General features: G+C 72.1%; 17 protein-coding genes. 7 read left to right on the plus strand and 10 right to left on the minus strand.

The annotated features are described in order from the left end of the window. Nucleotides 1-16 precede the first annotated feature (16 nt). The gene (locus tag ACIBCM_RS01735) at nucleotides 17-919 is read right to left on the minus strand and encodes a hypothetical protein (RefSeq protein ID WP_399238998.1); all 903 of its coding nucleotides are present in this window, start codon (nucleotides 917-919) and stop codon (nucleotides 17-19) included. 70 nt (nucleotides 920-989) lie between these two features. Here ACIBCM_RS01735 and ACIBCM_RS01740 point away from each other — a divergent pair, with 70 nt between their 5' ends. Beyond that, complete coding sequence (locus ACIBCM_RS01740) at nucleotides 990-1667, plus strand: DUF998 domain-containing protein (RefSeq protein WP_399239000.1); 678 nt, start codon at nucleotides 990-992, stop codon at nucleotides 1665-1667. Continuing rightward, nucleotides 1667-2569 (plus strand): alpha/beta fold hydrolase, encoded by a 903-nt coding sequence (locus ACIBCM_RS01745; RefSeq protein ID WP_399239002.1) that lies wholly within the window; start codon nucleotides 1667-1669, stop codon nucleotides 2567-2569. The genes ACIBCM_RS01740 and ACIBCM_RS01745 overlap by 1 nt, the downstream gene beginning before the upstream one ends. Nucleotides 2570-2967: 398 nt before the next feature. Here ACIBCM_RS01745 and ACIBCM_RS01750 read toward each other — a convergent pair whose 3' ends face one another. The 4 genes from ACIBCM_RS01750 to ACIBCM_RS01765 form a co-directional block, all read right to left on the minus strand. Beyond that, entirely contained in the window at nucleotides 2968-3387 is a 420-nt protein-coding gene (locus tag ACIBCM_RS01750) for a CBS domain-containing protein (protein WP_399239004.1), read from the minus strand. 325 nt (nucleotides 3388-3712) lie between these two features. Then, nucleotides 3713-4372, minus strand: a complete 660-nt coding sequence (locus ACIBCM_RS01755; protein WP_399239006.1) for a DUF305 domain-containing protein — start codon at nucleotides 4370-4372, stop codon at nucleotides 3713-3715. A 5-nt stretch (nucleotides 4373-4377) separates the two neighbouring features. Further along, nucleotides 4378-5031 carry a DUF3105 domain-containing protein gene (locus ACIBCM_RS01760; RefSeq protein WP_399239008.1) on the minus strand — a complete coding sequence of 218 codons (654 nt, stop codon included), beginning with the start codon at nucleotides 5029-5031 and terminating at the stop codon, nucleotides 4378-4380. A gap of 126 nt (nucleotides 5032-5157) precedes the next feature. Beyond that, a complete protein-coding gene (locus ACIBCM_RS01765) occupies nucleotides 5158-5472 on the minus strand; it encodes a hypothetical protein (protein WP_399239010.1) in 315 nt (104 codons plus the stop codon). Between the two features lie 275 nt (nucleotides 5473-5747). Here ACIBCM_RS01765 and ACIBCM_RS01770 point away from each other — a divergent pair, with 275 nt between their 5' ends. Beyond that, nucleotides 5748-7109 (plus strand): glutamine synthetase family protein, encoded by a 1362-nt coding sequence (locus ACIBCM_RS01770; RefSeq protein ID WP_399239012.1) that lies wholly within the window; start codon nucleotides 5748-5750, stop codon nucleotides 7107-7109. 643 nt (nucleotides 7110-7752) lie between these two features. Continuing rightward, a complete protein-coding gene (locus ACIBCM_RS01775; protein ID WP_399239014.1) occupies nucleotides 7753-7947 on the plus strand; it encodes an antitoxin in 195 nt (64 codons plus the stop codon). A 194-nt stretch (nucleotides 7948-8141) separates the two neighbouring features. Here the strand turns inward: ACIBCM_RS01775 and ACIBCM_RS01780 are convergent, their stop codons facing one another. Together ACIBCM_RS01780 and ACIBCM_RS01785 are read right to left on the minus strand one after the other, a co-directional pair. Continuing rightward, nucleotides 8142-8573 (minus strand): VOC family protein, encoded by a 432-nt coding sequence (locus ACIBCM_RS01780; protein WP_399239016.1) that lies wholly within the window; start codon nucleotides 8571-8573, stop codon nucleotides 8142-8144. Nucleotides 8574-8857: 284 nt separating this feature from the next. Further along, the gene (locus ACIBCM_RS01785) at nucleotides 8858-9403 is read right to left on the minus strand and encodes a pyridoxamine 5'-phosphate oxidase family protein (RefSeq protein WP_399239018.1); all 546 of its coding nucleotides are present in this window, start codon (nucleotides 9401-9403) and stop codon (nucleotides 8858-8860) included. A 260-nt stretch (nucleotides 9404-9663) separates the two neighbouring features. On the opposite strand from ACIBCM_RS01785, the gene ACIBCM_RS01790 reads away from it, so the two are divergent. Further along, the gene (locus tag ACIBCM_RS01790) at nucleotides 9664-12642 is read left to right on the plus strand and encodes a bifunctional [glutamine synthetase] adenylyltransferase/[glutamine synthetase]-adenylyl-L-tyrosine phosphorylase (protein WP_399239020.1); all 2979 of its coding nucleotides are present in this window, start codon (nucleotides 9664-9666) and stop codon (nucleotides 12640-12642) included. A gap of 217 nt (nucleotides 12643-12859) precedes the next feature. On the opposite strand, the gene ACIBCM_RS01795 is transcribed toward ACIBCM_RS01790, so the two are convergent. Beyond that, nucleotides 12860-13519 (minus strand): TetR/AcrR family transcriptional regulator, encoded by a 660-nt coding sequence (locus tag ACIBCM_RS01795; RefSeq protein ID WP_399239022.1) that lies wholly within the window; start codon nucleotides 13517-13519, stop codon nucleotides 12860-12862. A gap of 268 nt (nucleotides 13520-13787) precedes the next feature. Here ACIBCM_RS01795 and ACIBCM_RS01800 point away from each other — a divergent pair, with 268 nt between their 5' ends. Continuing rightward, complete coding sequence (locus ACIBCM_RS01800) at nucleotides 13788-15356, plus strand: amidohydrolase (protein ID WP_399239024.1); 1569 nt, start codon at nucleotides 13788-13790, stop codon at nucleotides 15354-15356. Nucleotides 15357-16055: 699 nt separating this feature from the next. Then, entirely contained in the window at nucleotides 16056-16937 is an 882-nt protein-coding gene (erm, locus tag ACIBCM_RS01805; RefSeq protein WP_399239026.1) for a 23S ribosomal RNA methyltransferase Erm, read from the plus strand. A 343-nt stretch (nucleotides 16938-17280) separates the two neighbouring features. Here erm and ACIBCM_RS01810 read toward each other — a convergent pair whose 3' ends face one another. Both ACIBCM_RS01810 and ACIBCM_RS01815 read right to left on the minus strand, forming a co-directional pair. Continuing rightward, nucleotides 17281-17769: a beta-class carbonic anhydrase gene (locus tag ACIBCM_RS01810; RefSeq protein ID WP_399239028.1), complete on the minus strand. Its 489-nt coding sequence runs from the start codon at nucleotides 17767-17769 to the stop codon at nucleotides 17281-17283. Between the two features lie 434 nt (nucleotides 17770-18203). Further along, on the minus strand, nucleotides 18204-19085 hold the full coding sequence (locus ACIBCM_RS01815; RefSeq protein ID WP_399239030.1) for a phosphatase PAP2 family protein: 882 nt from the start codon (nucleotides 19083-19085) through the stop codon (nucleotides 18204-18206). Nucleotides 19086-19330 lie beyond the last annotated feature (245 nt).

Below are 19330 nucleotides of genomic sequence, written 5' to 3' on the forward strand. Positions count from 1 at the left end.
GACGCGTGACGCGCTCCTAGATCCGCAGCACCGACAACCGCGCGAGGAGTATCCGGGGAGGGGGAGCACCGGACCAGGGGATCTCCCGCCGGGTGCCCGTGAGTACACGGGCGGGACCGGCCCACCGCCCGAACCACGCCGCCGCGACGACGAGCAGCGCGACACCCCAGGCCCCGAGCACGGCCAGACAGACCATGGTGGGATCCATGGCGTCGTGCTGCGGCCCGGAGGGACCGAGTACGGCGGTCGCGGCGCCCTGCCCGGGCCGGGGCTCGGTGGTCTGCCCTGTCTGCACAGTCTGCTCGGTGTGCCCGGTCCCGGCGGCCTGCCCCGGCCGGGCGGCGGAACCCGTGGACGCGGTGGACTCCGTACCCGCGAAGCCTCCGCCCCGTGCGGCCGGGTGTCCGCCGGGGGAGCCGGGCACCGGCCGGGCGAGCCCCTCGGGCGCCATGCCGGTTACAGGTGCGGCGGGTGCGGTGGGTGCGGTGGGTGCGGCGGCGGTTGCGGGCGGGGGATGAGCGGCGGCCCGTACGTGTGCCGCACCGGTCGCCGTGGTGGCGTCCGCCGGGGGCGGTGTGACGCCGAGGGCGCGGTCGGGGTGGCCCGCACCCGGTAGGACGGGGGCCGTGCGCTCGGCCGCTACGGCGGCGGCACGCTCGGCCGGTACGGGGCGGTTCGCGGCCGGCTCGGGCCGGTCCGTCGTCGCGAGGGCTCCCGCCCCGGGCCCGGTGGCGGCCGTGTCCCGGGCGCCGCCGTGGTGCGATGGGCCGCCCGCCTCCGCCGTGCCGAGCGCGACGGCCGCCGACGGCATCCCGTGTGAGGAGGAGGGGTGGCCCATCGTGTGCATCGTGGCGATGCCGAACAGCAGCGCGAGGAACAGCAGAAGCTGTCCACTGCGCGAGCCGGGGGCGATCACCATGATCCGTATCTTACCCCTCCCGGGTATACGGCCCCCGGGGATTGGCCCATCCGTGGGCGATCATGGACAAATGAACGCCGTCCTCATAGCCCTCGGCGCGCTCGCCTACACCGCCTGGCTGCTCGAAGTCGTCGTGTCGACCGGCCTCGACCCCGTCCGGACGTACGTCAGTGAACTCGCCGCCGCCGACCAGCCGCTGGGCGGACTCTTCCGCGCCACGGACCTCACCGCCGGGGTGCTCGTCCTCGCCGGGGCCGTCTGGGCCCTGACCCGGGCGCCACGCAGGCCGTGGGCGCTCATCGGCTGGGGCGGCGTCACGCTCTTCGGCGCGGCGACCGCCGTCGACTCCCGGCTGCCGCTGAGCTGCGCGCCGACCGCCGACCCCGAGTGCGCCGCCCGTGAGACCGCCGGGCTCGTCCCCGCCACCCACACCGCGCACGCCGTCAGCTCCTCCCTCGCGATGACCGGCGCGCTCATCGGGATCATCGGACTCACCGCCGCCGCACGGCGGTACGGCTGGTGGCCGGAACTCGCCCGTTTCGGACCCGCGCTCGTGGTGCTGGAACTGCTGGCCACCGTATGGACCCTGTCCGCCGTCGCCGCCTTCGAGGCGGGGCACGGCACCTGGTCGCTCGGCGCAGGACAGCGGCTCCAGGTGCTGTTCGTGGCAGTCTGGCTGGGACTGCTCGCGCTCTCCATGGCGCGGGAGGCGAGGCGGCCACGGCCGGCGGGAGACGGGGCGTTGTGATGTTCGTACGGGTCGCAGGCGTTGCGCACCATGTGGTCGTCGAAGGCAGCGGGCCGGTCTGTGTGCTGAGCGCCGGGCTGGGGCTGAGCTGGTTCGACTGGGACCCCGTCGTGCCCCTGCTCGCCCCCCACCGCACCGTCGTGCGCTTCGACCGGCCTGGCCACGGGCTGAGCGCCCCCGCCGCCGCCCGCCCCACCGCCGCCGGAGAGGCCCATCGCGTCGCCGCCCTGCTGGACGCCATCGGCGCCGACGGGCCCGCCACCGTCGTGGGGCACTCGATCGCCGGGTTCCACGCGGAGGCCTTCGCCCGGCTGCATCCCTCCCGTACGGCCGCCGTCGTCCTCGTCGACTCCAGCGTCGAGGAGCGCGCCCTCACGCCCGCCGCGCCCGCCCTCCGTACGGCCGCCGCCCGGGTCACGGGCGGCGCGCTGAGCGCGGCGGGAGTTCCGGCGGCCCTCGGCCCCCTCGCCCGGCGTGCGCTGGTCCGCCTGGCCCGTACGGGCGGCGGGGATCCGGCCCCCGCGGACCTCGTACGCCGTGTCTACGGGACCTCACGGGTGCTGCGGGGCGCGCTCCTGGAGAACGTCCACTACCGCGCCGTGGCCGCCGAACTCCTCGCGCTGCGTGCGGAGTACGCCCTGCCCGAGGGCGCCCCGGTCACCGTGCTCGCCGCGACGGCGGGCGGACGCCGCTGGACGGCACGCCAGCGCGAACTGGCCCTCCTGCTGGGCGCCCGCTTCCGTGAAATCGCCCCGGCCGGGCATCTGCTGATGCTGGACCGCCCCGACGCGGTGGTCCGCGCGGTCCTCGACGGCGCGGGACGCTCCCCCGAACCCCGTGCCCGGAACGCCGGCGCGGGTGCTGCCGGTCCCGGCGGGGAGCCCCGCACCGGAACCGTCTGAGACAACGGAACGGGCAGGGGTACCGGCACCTCGCCGGGACTCTGGCGCCACAACTGCACCCGGAATCGCGCCGGAACGCCGGACCGCCGGGACCGGCCGGGGCGCCGGAGCCGCGTCGGGTGCGGAGCCCGATCCGTACCGGCCGGACCGCCGGTGGCGGACCGTGCGGCTGGTCCGATCCGTCAGTAAGGGATCCATCCGTAAGGGAACGGCCCCGGCCGCACACGAGCGCCGGCCCCGCCATACCACGCTGCGGGGATACGGGACGTACCGGATGTACAAGACGTACCGGACGGGCCGGGCGGGCCGTTCGGGTCGGAGGCGGCGGCGCGAGCGGTGGGCGGCCCACCGCCGGGCGGGACGCCGAGGAGGGGCCGGGTGGGTGACGGTTCGGGGCCTCAGCCTCGCGCGTAGACCCGTTCCATCCACGACGCCAGCTGCTCGTCGGACAGATGCTGTGCCAGATCGGCCTCGCTGATCATGCCGATCAGCCGCTTGTTCTCGATCACGGGCAGCCGCCGGATCTGGTGGACCTCCATTTCCTGGAGCACCTCGTCCACCCCTGACTCCGCCTCGATCCAGCGCGGGGTGCCCTTGGCCAGTTCGCCCGCGGTGGTCTGCGCCGGATCGTGGCCCATGGCGACACAGCCCACCACGATGTCGCGGTCGGTGAGGATGCCGCAGAGCCGTTCGTCGGCGTCCGCTATGGGCAGCGCGCCCACATTCGCCTCCCGCATCAGCTGCGCGGCGCGGTCGAGTGTCTCGTGCGCGGGGATCCACTGGGCCCCGGTGTGCATGATGTCCTTTGCGGTGGTCATGTGCGTCCTCCTGGAACCTGGAGTCTGGTGCCCCGGATCCCGGAGCCTGGAACGGCTGACGGTCCGGGCGCCTTCATCGTCGTTGGGCCGTTCGGAGTACGCGACCGCTGTAGGCCAAACGGGTGAAAGCCCCGGGCTCGATTCCATGGAACGCGCAGGTCAGGAAGGGTTCACGGAGCAGAGGGCGGGCCTCAGGACAACCACCGCCCGGGAGGCCCGCGAGGTTCCGCAGGGTGCGGGCAGAGCGAGGGCCGGGCAGGGCGGGCTGTTCCGCACCGGTCCGTCCGGGCGCGCGCCCGGACGGACCGGCAACGTGACGGAAGCCCTAATCCTGGGCCCGCACCTGCGCGCCCCGCTTCTTCAGCAGGTCCACCATCAGCTCCACCTCGGAGCGCTGAGCCTCGACCATGCCCTCGGCCAGCTCCTTCTCCGGGCCGACCGCGCAGAGCTTCGCGCAGCCCTGGGCCATGGCGACCCCGCCGTTGTGGTGGACGATCATCAGCTGGAGGAATTCGATCTCCGCCGCCTTGCCGCTGAGGCGGCCCAGCCGGTCGAGGTCCTGCTGGGTCGCCATGCCCGGCATCAGCTCGCCTTCGGACGGCTTCGGATGGCCCGCGTGCCCGGCGTGGCCGCCCCCGCCCGCCATCCACGCCATCGGCTCGGCGTCCGCGTCGAACTTCGGCAGACCCCACAGATCCAGCCAGCCCAGCATCATGCCGCGCTGATTGGCCTGCGTATTGGCGATGTCGTACGCGAGCCGGCGCACATCCTCGTCCTCGGTGCGGTCCCGCACGATGAAGGACATCTCCACCGCCTGCTGGTGGTGGACCGACATGTCCCGGGCGAAGCCCGCGTCCGCCGAGTCCGACGAGGGCGTACGGGGCCCGGAGTCGCCGCCGTCCCCCGCGGAGGCCACCGTCGCGGCCCCCGCGAACAGCAGCGCCAGGACGACCGCGGCCACGGCAGCCCAGTGCGTACGCGTCATGGCCCTCACTTGCCGTTCAGCTGGCTCATGCACGCCGCCCCCGGCTCGGGCGTCTGCGGGCCCTGCACGTACTTGGTGAAGAACTGGCTCACCCGCGGGTCGTCCGCGGTCTCGATCGTCAGCTGCTTGCCCCACGCGGTCAGCATGATCGCGCCCGGCTGGTCCTTCACCGGGCTGATCATCGAGTACGAGGTCTTCTTGACCCGCTCCTCCAGCTTGGTGACCTCGGCCTTCGGTGCCTTGTCGTTGTAGGTGACCCAGACCGCGCCGTGCTCCAGCGAGTGGACGGCGTTCTCGTTCGGGATGGGCTCCTTGTAGACCTTGCGCTCGCAGTTCATCCAGGCGTTGTGGTGGTCACCGCCCACCGGGGGCTTCTCCGGGTAGGAGACGGCCTTGCTCACATGGTTGCGGCCCAGCTTCTTGGCGTTCCAGGACTTCTCGCCGGTTATGGGCTTCTTGGCCTCGGAGGCCTTCAGCTCCTTCTTCTCGCTCTCCTCGCTCAGCACGTAGACGCCGAAGCCGACGAGACCGGCGACGACCAGGGCGCTGACCCCGATCGTGATGAACCGGCTGCGGCGCTCGCGGGCCATCTCGGCCTTGCGCATGGCCTCTATGCGGGCGCGGCGGTCGTTGGCGGCGGAGTTCTTACGGGAAGCCATGGTGTGTCGTCCTTCGTCATCAAGTGATCAGAATCGATCAAGGGGGATACCGGGGCGGGCGCGGGCGCGGGACGTGCCGAAGGGGGCGCGATCCGGCGGACCGTGCCGGGCAACTCGGGACGGCGTCTAGATCCGGAGGACCTGAAGGACGTGCAGGCCGGGGGTGCGCGGCGGGGCGTCGGAGCGGGGCTGCCCGGAGTCCGGGGGCGGCCGGTCGAAGCGCGGCGCCTGCTCCCCGGCGGCGGGCGGGTCGTCCAGCGGCGGCGCGGTCAGCACGGCGGCGCCCACCGGGGGCCGGGGCCCGCAGGGGCCGCCGTCATGAGGGCAGGAGAAGGCGAGCCCCGTAGGGTCCTCGGCGGCCTGGGAGTGCTCGTCGGCGGGCGGGCTGAGGCAGATGAAGAGCGCGCCGAGGAGCGTCGCCGCGGCACTCAGCAGTGCCATGGGACGCGTGGTGCGCGCGATGTGGCTGAGCCGCGGACCCCCCATGTCCGCAGATCGTAGCGAGCGTGCCCGCCGGACACCTCATACGGGGCGGTAATCGGACCGGTACACCGGCCGGGCGGGGCCGGAGCCCGGGGGCCTCGGGCTCCGGCCGCGGTTGCTGGGGGCGGCCCCTGGCACACAATGGGGTCGGCCGGGGTTCGCAACCTGCCTGAAACCCGCGGATGGGATGCTCGCGGGAGCAGGTCGGCTTGACCAGCAAGGATTGGGTGAAAATGGATAAGCAGCAGGAATTTGTGCTCCGCACGCTGGAAGAGCGCGACATCCGCTTCGTGCGCCTGTGGTTCACCGATGTGCTCGGCTTTCTGAAGTCGGTCGCCGTCGCACCCGCCGAGCTCGAACAGGCGTTCGACGAGGGGATCGGTTTCGACGGTTCCGCGATCGAGGGCTTCGCCCGTGTCTACGAGTCCGACATGATCGCCAAGCCGGACCCCGGCACCTTCCAGGTCCTGCCCTGGCGCGCGGAGGCCCCCGGCACCGCCCGGATGTTCTGCGACATCCTGATGCCGGACGGCTCGCCCTCCTTCGCCGACCCGCGCTTCGTCCTGAAGCGGATCCTGGCCAAGACCTCCGACCTCGGCTTCACCTTCTACACCCACCCCGAGATCGAGTTCTTCCTGCTGAAGGACAAGCCGCTGGACGGCTCCCGCCCGGTGCCCGCGGACAACTCCGGATACTTCGACCACACCCCCCAGAACGTCGGCATGGACTTCCGCCGCCAGGCGATCACCATGCTCGAATCCATGGGCATCTCGGTCGAGTTCAGCCACCACGAGGGCGCCCCGGGCCAGCAGGAGATCGATCTGCGGTACGCGGACGCGCTCTCCACCGCGGACAACATCATGACCTTCCGGCTGGTCATGAAGCAGGTGGCGCTGGAACAGGGGGTCCAGGCGACCTTTATGCCGAAACCGTTCAGCGAGCACCCCGGCTCGGGCATGCACACCCATCTCTCCCTCTTCGAGGGCGACCGGAACGCCTTCTACGAGTCCGGCGCCGAGTACCAGCTCTCCAAGATCGGGCGCTCCTTCATCGCGGGCCTGCTGCGCCACGCGGCCGAGATCTCCGCCGTGACCAACCAGTGGGTCAACTCCTACAAGCGCATCTGGGGCGGCTCGGCCCGCAGCGCGGGCGCGGGCGGCGAGGCACCCTCGTACATCTGCTGGGGGCACAACAACCGCTCCGCCCTGATCCGCGTCCCCATGTACAAGCCCGGCAAGACGGGCTCGGCGCGGGTCGAGGTCCGCTCGATCGACTCGGGCGCCAACCCCTATCTCACCTACGCCGTGCTGCTCGCGGCGGGCCTGCGGGGCATCGAGGAGAGCTACGAACTCCCGCCGGGCGCCGACGACGACGTCTGGGCGCTCTCGGACGGGGAGCGCCGGGCCATGGGCATCGAGCCGCTGCCGCAGAACCTCGGCGAGGCGATCTCCCTGATGGAACGCAGCGAACTCGTCGCCGAGACCCTCGGCGAGCACGTCTTCGACTTCTTCCTGCGCAACAAGAAGCAGGAGTGGGAGGAGTACCGCTCCGAGGTCACCGCGTTCGAACTGCGCAAGAACCTGCCGGTGCTGTAGTGCCCGGCGGGCCGAGCCCGTGCTGAACCGTATCCCCTCGGGTGCCGGGGTTGCCGTACGGTCCCGCACTGCTTTGCACTGGCTTGCACTGCCTTGCGCGGACCTGACGGGTCCGTCCGGCCGACGGCCCCGCGTCCGGAGACGGCGTCCTGCCGAGTGGTGTAGCCGATCAAGCTGACGAAATCCCCAGGTCGCGGCCTTGAATCGCTCTCGCGGAAGGCTCTGTTGAGGTTCGTCGAGCCGGGACCAGCGGTGTTCGCACGACGGTCGGCAGCGGCACGTACCGGATGGCTCCAATGCGGAGGCAACGGACCGTGATCGGCTACACCACGACGGGGGGCACGACCTGTCCGGACGGATTCCCGCCGTCGGCGCGGGACCTGTGCGCCGACGCGCCGTACCTCTCGCCACCCCTTGCCGCCGACGTGCCGTTCCCCTTCCTGCTTCCTGCCGGGGCGCGCCCCGGCAGTAGCCGTACGGGTGCGTTCCGCCGGCCGCGGAACCCCTCGTCCCGCTGCTCCGAACCGTTGTGCGCGGTGCCGGAAACGCCGGGCGCCCGACGGCCCGAGCAGCCTCGACATGCGAACCGGGCCGTGTCCGGTGACCCTGGAAGGGCGGGGGATTTGCGGCGAAAGGGTGACCAATGTCCGTGATGGACAAGCTCAAGCACATGCTGAAGGGCCATGAGGCCCAGGCCGACAAGGGTGTCGACAAGGCGGGAGACGCCGTCGACACCAAGACCCAGGGCAAGTACAGCGGCCAGGTCGACCAGGGGCAGGAGAAGATGAAGGGCCAGTACGGCGGTGGAGGAGAGGGAGACCAGCCGCCCAGGACCTGACGGGGCACCGCTCCGGCGGTGACAGCGGCCGTGACAGCGGTCCGCGTGACAGAGATCCGTGACGAGACGGCCCGGCCCGGAGGCGTTCGCCTCCCGGCCGGGCCCTCGTGCGTGACGGTCCGGGCGCGCGTGGTGCGGGGGGGTGCGGTCCGCGCCTCAGCGCTCCGAGCGTCAGCGCTTCGAGCCTCCGAGCCTCAGCGCTCCGCGAGCGGTGACGGGGCCTCCTGGATCGCCCAGCCGTTGCCGTCCGGGTCCTTGAAGAACACGAAGGAGTTCCACTCGCCCCCCGGACCGTCGGCCCAGCCGTCGTCTCCGACGTGCTGGATCGGGGTCACGTCCACGGAACGCTCGACCAGTGCCTCGCGGGCCGCCGCGAGGTCCGTGGTGCAGAGCTGGAGGCCCTGGAGCTGCCCCGGCACCAGGTTCTGCTGGCCGGGATTGTCCGGAAGGCCGCTGCTGAGGGTGATCGAGCAGCGGGAGCCGGGCGGGGTCATCTGGACGATACGGATACCGGGGGCCACCTCCTGGTCGACGTCGACCGTGAAGCCGCAGCCCTCCTCGTAGAACTTCTTCGAGCGTTCGAGGTCGGTGGCCGGAATCATGATCACTTCGAGTGTCAGTTCCATCGGTGGACATCCCTTCGGTGGACTTCGGTGGACGGTGCTCGTCGGTGAGCGCTTCTCTGCGCGCCTGTGTTCGTCTGTGTGCGTCTGTGGGCTCGACAGGTGCTCGGGGTGGTCGGTGGGCTGTGCAGGACGGTACGGGTGGGCGGGCGGCGGGGATCCACGGCCCCCGGCGCCGCGCGCGAGGACCGGGAACCGGGCCGCGTTCCGGGCCCGGTTCCCGGTGTGGCGGTACGGGGAGTCCAGAGTGTTCAAGGGGATCCAAGGGGGTTTCGGGGGTCGGCGCGCTAGCTCTCCGTGAACCGGAAACGCGTCTGGCCGTAGATGCCCTTGGCGAAGCCGAAGACCGTACGCGGCTCGACGCGGTACACGAGCGCGAACCCGCCCTGGCCCACGAATCCGCCGTCGCGGACCTCCCACGTCCACGCCTCGCCGTACTTCCCGGTGTACGCGCGGGCCAGCGGGCCCAGCCGCGGCGGGTCGGTCAGCCGGACGGCCGTGCCCTCGACGACCACGTCGTATCCCTCGTGCAGGGCATTGGTTCCGGTGGTGAGGACCACTTCCGGGTTGCCCTGGAGGTTCTTGTTCTTGCGCTCTTCGGCGCCGGTGCAGAAGTGCGGAGCGCCGTCCAGCCAGACGGCCAGCACCGGGGTGACGTGCGGCCGGTGGTCGGGGCGTACGGTCGTCAGCCAGTAGACCTCGGCGGACGCCAGGCGGTCGACGGTCCCGGCCCAGTCGGACGCCTCGGCCGCGGGATCGCTGTAGCGGCGGTCGAGTTCGGCCCGGGGTTCGGGCGGGGGCGCGTTCCCGGAGCTGCGCGCGGGCTCGGTCATGGCACACGTTCCTCTCGTATCGGCATCGCCGTGTCGACCGTACTGACGCCCCATACTCATCGGTCGCAACACATTTGTCAGTCATGTGTTCGAGGGGCATGTGTTCTATTACGCGCTGCGGGGGTGGTTGGGGTGGTGGTGTCCCGCACGGTCGGGACCCGTCGCCGGGTCGGCCGTACGCGCCGCTGAGGCTAGGCTCATTGCCCGGGGCCTTGATCGCGGGACATGACGCGGCGCACGCGTGGAACGGGAGCGACGGGATGACGGTGCCGGGACGCAGAAGCAGTACGTTCACCCGACTGCTGCGACACGGCTTCACCGACCCCGGTGCCGCCGAACGGCTGCTCGAACTGCCCGTCATGGCGCCCGTGCGCTCCGACCCCCTCCTCCTCGACGCCCTCGGTGCCGCCGCCGACCCCGATCTCGCCCTCCAGAGCCTCGTACGCCTCGCGGAGGCCCAGTCCGACCGGGTGTTCCTCGACACCCTCGTCACCTCCAAGCCCCTGCGCGACCGGCTCCTCGGTGTGCTCGGCGCGTCCGAGGCGCTGGGGGACCATCTGGCCCGCCACCCCGGCGACTGGCGGGTGCTCGCCACCTACGAGGCCGCCGATCTGCACCCGGGCGTCGAGGAGTTCGAGGACTGCCTCGCCGACGCCGCCGACCCGGTGACCCTGCGCGTCGGCTACCGGCGCTGTCTGCTCGCCATAGCCGCCCGCGACGTGTGCGGGACCACCGATGTCGCCGAGACCGCCGCCGAACTGGCCGACCTCGCCACCGCCACCCTGCGCGCCGCCCTCGCCATCGCCCGGGCCGCCGCCCCCGAGGACGCCGCGCTGTGCAGGCTCGCGGTCATCGCCCTCGGCAAGTGCGGCGGCCATGAACTCAACTACGTCTCCGACGTGGACGTCGTCTTCGTCGGCGAGCCCGCCGCGGGCGCGGACGAGAACAGCGCGCTCCAGGCCGCCACCCGGCTCGCCTCCCACCTCATGCGGATCTGCTCCGAGACCACCGTCGAGGGAACCATCTGGCCCGTCGACGCCAATCTCCGCCCCGAGGGGCGCCACGGCCCCCTCGTACGGACGCTCTCCAGCCATCTCGCGTACTACCAGCGCTGGGCCAAGACCTGGGAGTTCCAGGCGCTGCTCAAGGCGCGCCCGGTCGCCGGGGACCTCACGCTCGGCGACGAGTACATCGAGGCCGTGTCCCCCCTGGTGTGGCAGGCCGCCGAACGGGACAACTTCGTCCCCGACGTCCAGAAGATGCGCCGCCGGGTCGTCGACAACATTCCGGCCGCCGAGGTCGAGCGCGAGCTCAAACTCGGCCCCGGCGGGCTCCGGGACGTCGAGTTCGCCGTACAGCTCCTCCAGCTGGTGCACGGCCGCGCCGACGCCACCCTGCGCAGCGGCAGCACGCTGGAGGCGCTCCAGGCGCTCGCCGCGGGCGGCTATGTGGGACGGGCGGACGCGGCCTCGCTCGACGAGGCGTACCGGTTCCTGCGCGCCATGGAGCACCGCATCCAGCTCCACCGGCTGCGGCGCACCCATCTCGTACCGGAGGACCCCGGCGATCTGCGGCGACTCGGACGCTCCCTGGGGCTGCGTACGGACCCCGTCGCCGAACTCAACCGGGAGTGGCGCCGGCACGCCTCCGTGGTGCGCCGGCTGCACGAGAAGATCTTCTACCGGCCGCTCCTGGACGCCGTGGCCCAGCTCGCCCCCGGCGAGACCCGGCTCAGCACCGAGGCCGCGCGCCAGCGGCTGGAGGCCCTCGGCTACGCCGACCCCGCCGCCGCGCTGCGGCATCTGGAGGCACTGGCCTCCGGCGTCAGCCGCAAGGCCGCCATCCAGCGGACCCTGCTGCCCGTGCTCCTCGGCTGGTTCGCCGACTCCGCCGACCCGGACGCCGGACTTCTCGGCTTCCGCAAGGTCTCCGACGCGCTCGGCAAGACTCCCTGGTACCTGCGGCTGCTGCGCGACGAGGGCGCGGCGGCGGAGAATCTCGCCAGGGTGCTCTCAGCGGGGCGGCTCGCGCCCGATCTGCTGCTCCGCGCGCCCGAGGCGGTCGCCATCCTCGGCGACCCCGGGGGGCTGGTGCCGCGCCGGCGGGATCATCTGGAGCCGGAGATCCTCGCCGCGGTGGGGCGCGCCGACTCCGCCGAGGCGGCCGTCGCGGCGGCCCGCGGGGTACGGCGCCGGGAGCTGTTCCGTACCGCCGCCGCCGATCTGATCAGCTCCTACGGCACCGAGGACAGTCCCGCCGAGCCGGACACCGGCGCACTCGTCGACCAGGTCGGCGGCGCGCTCACCGACCTCACCGCGGCGACGATCGCGGGTGCGCTCAGGGCCGCCGTGCGCGAGCGCTGGGGCGACGAGCTGCCCACCCGGTTCGCCGTCATCGGCATGGGGCGCTTCGGCGGTCATGAACTGGCGTACGGCTCCGACGCAGACGTCCTGTTCGTGCACGAGCCGCGCGAGGGCGTCGGCGATCAGGAGGCCTCCCGGGCCGCCAACACCGTCGTCGAGGAGATGCGGCGGCTGCTCCAGTTGCCCACCGCCGACCCGCCGCTGCTGATCGACGCGGATCTGCGGCCGGAGGGCAAGAGCGGGCCGATGGTCCGTACGCTCGCGTCCTACGAGGCGTACTACCGGCGCTGGTCCCTCGTCTGGGAGAGCCAGGCGCTGCTGCGCGCGGAACCGGTGGCGGGGGATGTCGCGCTGGGCGCCCGCTTCATGGAGCTGGTCGATCCGCTGCGGTATCCGGCCGAAGGACTCGGTGACGACGCCGTACGCGAGATCCGCCGGCTGAAGGCCCGGATGGAGTCCGAGCGGCTGCCCCGCGGGGCAGACCCGACGCTGCACACCAAGCTGGGGCGGGGCGGCCTGAGCGATGTCGAGTGGACCGTCCAGCTCTTCCAGATGCGGCACGGATGGGCGGAGCCGGGCCTGCGCACCACCCGGACCCGCGAGGCCCTGGCCGCCGCGCACGGCGCGGGTCTCATCGGCACGGAGGACGCCCAGATCCTGGACGAGGCCTGGGTACTGGCGACCCGGGTGCGCAACGCGGTGATGCTGGTCCGTGGCCGGGCTGGGGACACCTTTCCGTCGGACGGCCGCGAACTGGCCGCGGTGGGCCGCTATCTGGGATACGGGCCGGGCCACGTCGGCGACATGCTGGACGACTACCGCCGCATCACCCGCCGCGCGAGAGCGGTGGTGGAGGTGCTGTTCTACGGAGCCTGAGGGGCCCGGGACCGGAACCGAGGCCGGGGCCGCGACCGGGGCCGGAACCGCGATCGCGAGGGTACCCGCGCCTGGTGCTGTCGTACGAGCTGCCGCAGCTTGGGGGCGGCGCGCGCCGGGCCGGCCACGGGTCACCTGCCGGTGAGCCTCCGTCCCCGTTCTTCGCGTGGGGGCCGCCGGGGCGGGGCCGTGTCAGCCGGGCGGGGCCGGGGGCTCGTCAGCCGGGTCGGGGCGGGGCCGCCGGGTGGGGCGGGGTCGCCGGCTGGGGCGCGGGGCGGTCCCGAAGGGTCCGGAGGCGGTCCAGGCATCCGCTCAGCGCAAGTTCGAACGCCGCGTCCGTACGGTTCGCGGGCGCCGCCGCGAGGGCGCGGGCCAGTCCGGGGGTGCTCGTCTCGTCGGGCAGCTCCCACATCGTCTCGGGCGCGGCCAGATCCAGCGCCGAGCCGAGGATCACATTCTCCAGCGCGATGATCGCCGTCATGACGTCCGCCAGGGCGAACCCCGCGTCCAGCAGGACCCGGACCGCCTTCTCGTAGCCCTCCAGCGCCCTCGGCGCCCGGACCGGTGAGGCCATCAGCAGCGGGATCACCCGGGGGTGCGCGGCGAAGGCCGCGCGGTAGGAACGGGCCCAGCCGGCCAGCGCCTCGTCCCACGGCCGTCCGGCCGGGAAGGAGGTGTCGATCCCGTCGGCCACCCGTTCCCGCATCAGCTCGACGATGGCGTCCCGTCCGTCCACGTGGTGGTAGACCGAAGCGGTCCGGACCCCGAGCTGCCGCGCGATCGCCGGCACGCTGAACTCGCCTTTCTCCTCGACGAGCCGCAGCGCGACGGTGGTGACGCGCTCCGGATCGATCAGCGGTGTGCGGGGCCGCCCCATGGTCTCGATCCTCCCCGATAGGTCTTTCCGGATCCGATGGGTCTTTCCGGATCTCCTGCGGTGAGGTTACATTGCCAAAACCGAAAGCCTTTAGGTTTACGGTTGTCCGGGCGGATGTCCCGGTGCGTACGGCACGGGCGCTCCGCCGCCGCTCCCGTACCGGCCGGGGCGGACGCCGTACCCCCTACCCCGTACCCGATCCCGATCCCGACGGACGCCGTACCCGCCGAGAAGCACCACCCGCACCGACCCTCACCAGGAGTGATCCGTGTCCGCAGCAGACGTCGTCCTGACCGGAGCCAAGGTCCGCACCCTCGACCCCGCCCGGCCGTACGCCACCGCCGTGGCCGTCAAGGACGGCCTGATCGCGGCGGTCGGCGACGAGGCCGATGTACGGGACTGGAGCGGATCCGGCACCGAGACCGTCGATCTCTCCGGGGCCACCCTCACCCCCGGGCTGACCGACGCGCACAGCCACCCCGTCTGGGGCATGGAGCTGGCGACCGGGGCCGACCTGTCGAAGATCCGCGACCTCGGCGAACTGCTCACGGCCCTGCGGACCACCGAACGCATCGACGGCTGGGTCATCGGCTACGCCCTCGACCACAACGCCTTCGGCGGCCGCCCACTCCACCACGACCTCATCGAGGAGGCCCTGAACGGCGCCCCCGCCTTTATCCGGCTCTACGACGGGCACTCCGCCCTGGTCAGCGAGGCCGCGCTGAGGATCGCCGGTGTCGACGGGCCGCGCACCTTCGACCAGCGCTCCACCGTGGTCTGCGACGACCGGGGACGGCCCACCGGGCATCTCGTCGAGCACGCCGCCATGGACCTCGTCGGAGAGCGGCTGCCCCGGGCCCCGTTCGCCGAGCGCGGCGAACGCCTGGTCGGCCTGCTCGAAGCGATGGCCGCGACCGGACTGACCTCCGCCCATGTCATGGACCTCGGCGCCGACTCCCTCCGGCTGCTCGCCGCAGTCGAGGAGAGCCGGGATCTGCCGCTGCGGCTGCGCCTCGCGCCCTGGTGCATGCCGGGCGCCGGCCCGGACGAACTGGCCGGACTGGTCGCGCTCCAGGGCCGGGGCGGCCGTGACTGGAAGGTCGGCGGGGTGAAGTTCTTCATGGACGGCACCGTCGAGGGCGGCACCGCGTGGCTGGAGCACGCGGACTGCCACGGCCAGGGCACGGACGCCTTCTGGCCCGACCCCGACGCCTACAGCGGCGCCGTACGCCATCTGCACGCGGCCGGGGTGCAGACGGCGACGCACGCGATCGGCGACGCAGCGGTACGCCATGTACTGGACACCGTCGCAACGCTCGGCGCGGGCGGCCCCCGTCACCGTGTCGAGCACATCGAGACCGTCCCCGACCACCAGCTCCCGCGCTTCGCCGAGTTGGGCGTCTTCGCCTCGATGCAGCCGCCGCACGCCGCGTACACCCGCGCCGACCACACCGACGAGTGGTCCGTCCGCCTCGGCGACGAGCGCGCGTCCCACGCCTGGCGCTGCCGGGATCTGCGTGACGCGGGCGCGGTTCTGGCCCTCGGCTCCGACTGGCCCGTCGCCCACTTCGACGCCCGGGACGTCCTCGCCATGGGCCGCTCCCCGAGGGGCGCCTCCGAAGGAATCGGGCTGACGGGCCTGATGGCTCTGGAGGGCTGCACCAGCCACGCGGCCCTGGCCGCGGGCGAGTCCGGCGTCGCGGGGCGGATCGCGCCCGGCTACCGTGCCGACCTCACGGCGTTCACGCTCGACCCGGTGACCGCCCCCGCCGACGAGATCGCCGAGGCCCCGATCCGCCTCACGCTCACAGCGGGCCGCATCGTCCACCGCGGCTGACCTCATGGGGCGTGCGGACGCGCCCGTTGGACCGGCCCCGTTGTCGAGGCCGCTCGGGCCCCGCTGCCCAATGGAGTCCGTCCGTGGGCAGGACCCGGTTCCCCGGGGGCGCTCGGCCCGGCTTCCGCCGGGCACCCGCCCCCGGGTCGCCCCTTGGCCTCGCCACCCGCGGACGCTTGGGACAGCTTTCCGTCGGGGGCGCGCCCCGTGCCTGCCGCACGCGGGCGACGGCCGCAGTCCTCGACACCCGGGGCCGCAGCGCGCTGGGGTGCGCAGCCAACCCGGCCCCGTGCCCAAGGGACACTCGGGACGGCCGCCACTGGACCGCGCCCGTGCCCGGTCGGCCGCTCGGGCCCGCCGCCCAATGGAGCCGCCCGCCGCTCGGCCCCGCCACCCCGGGACATCCTTCCGCGTACGCGGCACCGCGCCCCCGCCGCCGGGTTCGGGTGGCCCGGGGCGACGTTCAGGCGTTCGCGTCCGCCGCGGTGCCTGGCCGGGCATCGCGTAAAACCGGTTGGAGGCATCCCGCCGACGCCGCTAGGGTCGGCTCCCATGTGTGCAGGTATCGCTGTGATGAGGATGCGCCGCTCCTAGCGCGGCGGATCAGCCTCTCCTCGAAAAGGTTCCGCCGCCTCAGTGCGTACGCGCCGAGCGGCCCTTCCGTGCTGCCCGGCTCACCTCGAAGCCGCGGAGAACCTGTTGCACACGCACCGCCCTGGCCGGCATGAGCTGGGTCAGAACTTTCTCGTCGACCAGACCACGATCGGCGCCATCGTCGAGCTCGTCGCGCACACCGAGGGACCGATCATCGAGATCGGGCCCGGCGACGGCGCGCTGACCCTGCCGCTCCAGAGGCTGGGCAGGCAGCTCACCGGCGTGGAGATCGACGAACGCCGGGCCCTGCGGCTGGACCGCCGTACCCCACGGTCGACCACCGTCGTCAACGCGGACTTCCTGCGTTTCAGGACTCCCGCGACACCGCATGTACTGGTCGGCAATCTTCCTTTCCATGAGACGACTCCGATGCTCCGCCGTATCCTCCGCGCGACCGCGTGGACCGACGCCGTACTGCTGGTGCAGTGGGAGGTCGCACGCCGCCGGGCGGGAGTCGGCGGGGCGACCCTGATGACGGCGCAGTGGTGGCCCTGGTACTCCTTCCGTCTGGTCCGGAGAGTCCCCGCCTCGGCGTTCCGGCCCCGGCCGAGTGTCGACGGGGGACTGCTGACGATGACCCGGCGGCCCACCCCGCTGGTCCCGTTCGCCGAGCTGAGGGACTATCAGGACCTGGCACACCGGGTGTTCACGGGCAAGGGGCGCGGCCTGGCCCGGATCGTGGCGTCCGCGGCGCCCGAACTGCCGGGGGAGTCGATCCGGCGCTGGATCCGGCGGCACGGGATCGGCCCCGCGGCGCTGCCCAGGAATCTCACCGACGAGCAGTGGGCCGATCTGTTTCTGCTCACCCGGCGCACCCGGCCTGGGGCCGGACCCGGACGGGCCGCAGGGGCCCGGCCGCGAAGGGCCGGCTCCCCGGGACGGGACCGGGCCCGGCGGCCGGCGCGACCTCCCCGACCCGGCGGATGAGACGCCCGGGAGCCGGGCCGCGCCGAGGAGTTCATCGTGCGTGGAGCGGCAGCACCGCAGAGCCGCATGCAGCGTCGCCGTCGCAGCCACACAGCCGCACCCGAGCCGCCGTCCCCGATCCGGCCGCACCTGGGGGCGGGGACCCGGTGACCCCACCGCCCCGGACGTCCGGTGCCGCGACGCTCGCTCCGGGCGTCGGCGTCCCGGCCGCCGACCAGCGCGGTGCGGTCAGCGGTACGGGCACTGGGCGGCGGCGCCACCGGTCCCGTCGCCCGGGCCACCCGACCTCACCGTGTTGCCGAAGACGCCTTGACTCGCACCATCCCCCGTCTTTCTCTCCTCTTCATTTCACCTCCTTCAGTTTTCCGGTGGCGACATCGAAGATGAATCCGCGAGTCGCCTCGGTATGTGGAATAAAGGGATCCGCCTTAATGCGGCGCATGGACTGACGGACATCCTCCTCAAGGTCCGAGAAAGCCTCCGGAGCCCATGGCGGTCGGATTCCGGTCTTCTTCTCGACCTGTCGTTTGAACTCGTCGTCGGTGAAGGTCTGCATCGCGCAGTCCGTGTGGTGGATCAGCATGATCCTGCGGGTGCCCAGCAGGCGCTGGCTGATGGCCAGTGAGCGGATGGCGTCCTCGGTGACCGCGCCGCCTCCGTTCCGGATGATATGCGCGTCCCCCTCTCTCAGTCCGAGCATCGCGAAGATGTTCAGCCGGGCGTCCATACAGGCGACGATCGCCAGCTCACGGGCGGGTGCGAGAGCGAGCGGACCTGTGAACGAAGCCGCGTACGACTCATTGCTGACCAGGAACTCATCGGTCACCGACATGTGTTTCCTCGCTATCTGCGGGCTCTGTGCGCGTGCGAACCGGTTTTCTCCCCGCGAATAACGTACCCACCCCGAATTCGAACAAAAAAGGGGTTGGCTAGTATGCGCCACCGGATTGCACAGCCCGGAGTGCCCGGCGCACCAACCGCACCCGTGTGGCGCCCGTTTTACCGAGATGCCGCTGAGGTCCCTGTGAAAGGAGGGAGAGGATGTTCCCGCGTAGGATCCCTTGGCCCCCCACGGCCGCAGTTGTGTTTCTCCCCGTCGGCGCCCCGCCCTCATCCACCCCTCACGCCGGGGAGCCTCTGAAGAGACGTCACTTCATCCGTCGGACCGAGGCGAGGATCAGCGCGCCCGCCCTCCGCGCAACCACGCGCGAAACGTGCAACCACGCGGGAAACGCACCACCGCGAGGGAACCCGGGAACCCGGGAACTACGCCCGGACCGCCGTCCGCAGCCGCTTCCGCGGCCCCGGGACCGGCTCGGGCAGCTTGGGCAGGTCGTGCGGCAGCGCCCCGTACCAGGCGTACGAGAGGGCGAAGCCGAAGGCGAGGCAGACCATCCCGCCCACCGCGTCCAGCCAGAAGTGGTTCGCCGTGGCGACGATGACGACCAGCGTGGCGACGGGGTACAGCAGCCCCAGGATCTTCGCCCAGGGCGCGGACGCCAGGGCGAGGATGATCAGTCCGCACCACAGCGACCAGCCGATGTGCATCGAGGGCATGGCGGCGTACTGGTTGGACATGTTCTTGAGGTCGCCCGAGGCCATCGAGCCCCAGGTCTCGTGGACCAGCACGGTGTCGATGAAGGACTCGCCGTTCATCAGCCGGGGCGGTGCGAGCGGATACAGGTAGTAACCGACCAGGGCCACACCCGTGGTGGCGAACAGGACGAGACGGGCCGCCGCGTACCGGCCCGGATGCCATCGGTAGAGCCAGACCAGCACCCCGATGGTCACGATGAAGTGCAGAGTCGCGTAGTAGTAGTTCATGGCCACGATCAGCCATGTGACCGAGTTCACGGCGTGGTTGACCGAGTGCTCGAACGCCATCCCCAGGGAGTGTTCGAGATCCCAGATCCAGTCCGCGTTCTTGAGGGCCTGTGCCTTCTGCTCGGGCACGGCGTTGCGGATCAGTGAGTACGTCCAGTAACTCACCGCGATCAGCAGGATTTCGAACCAGATGCGGGGCCGGCGGGGCGACCGCAGACGCTGGAGCCGGGTCGGCCGGCTCTCCGGGGCATCGGCGGCCTCGTCCACCATGGGTGAAGGGGTGGCCGTCCGGCCTTCCAGTGTCTCTGCGATCGTTTCACCCATGGGACGAGAGTCTGCCAGATACCCACCCACCGACCGATCATCCCTCGGTCTGGTTCAGCGCGCACCCTCTCGTCCCAGCGGACGAGAAAGGACTGGTCAGATACACCCACCGGGCCCGGGCCGAAGCCCGTCGAACAGCGTACGACCTGCTGGGCACGGTGGTGCAACCGCTGTACCAGGCCATGCGGAACCACTAAGGGGCCGCTCCGGACCCGGCCGGATCCCCGCCGGCGTCCGCGCATCAG

Origin of the sequence: Streptomyces sp. NPDC051018 (assembly GCF_044456085.1) — a bacterium.
Lineage (GTDB): Bacteria > Actinomycetota > Actinomycetes > Streptomycetales > Streptomycetaceae > Streptomyces.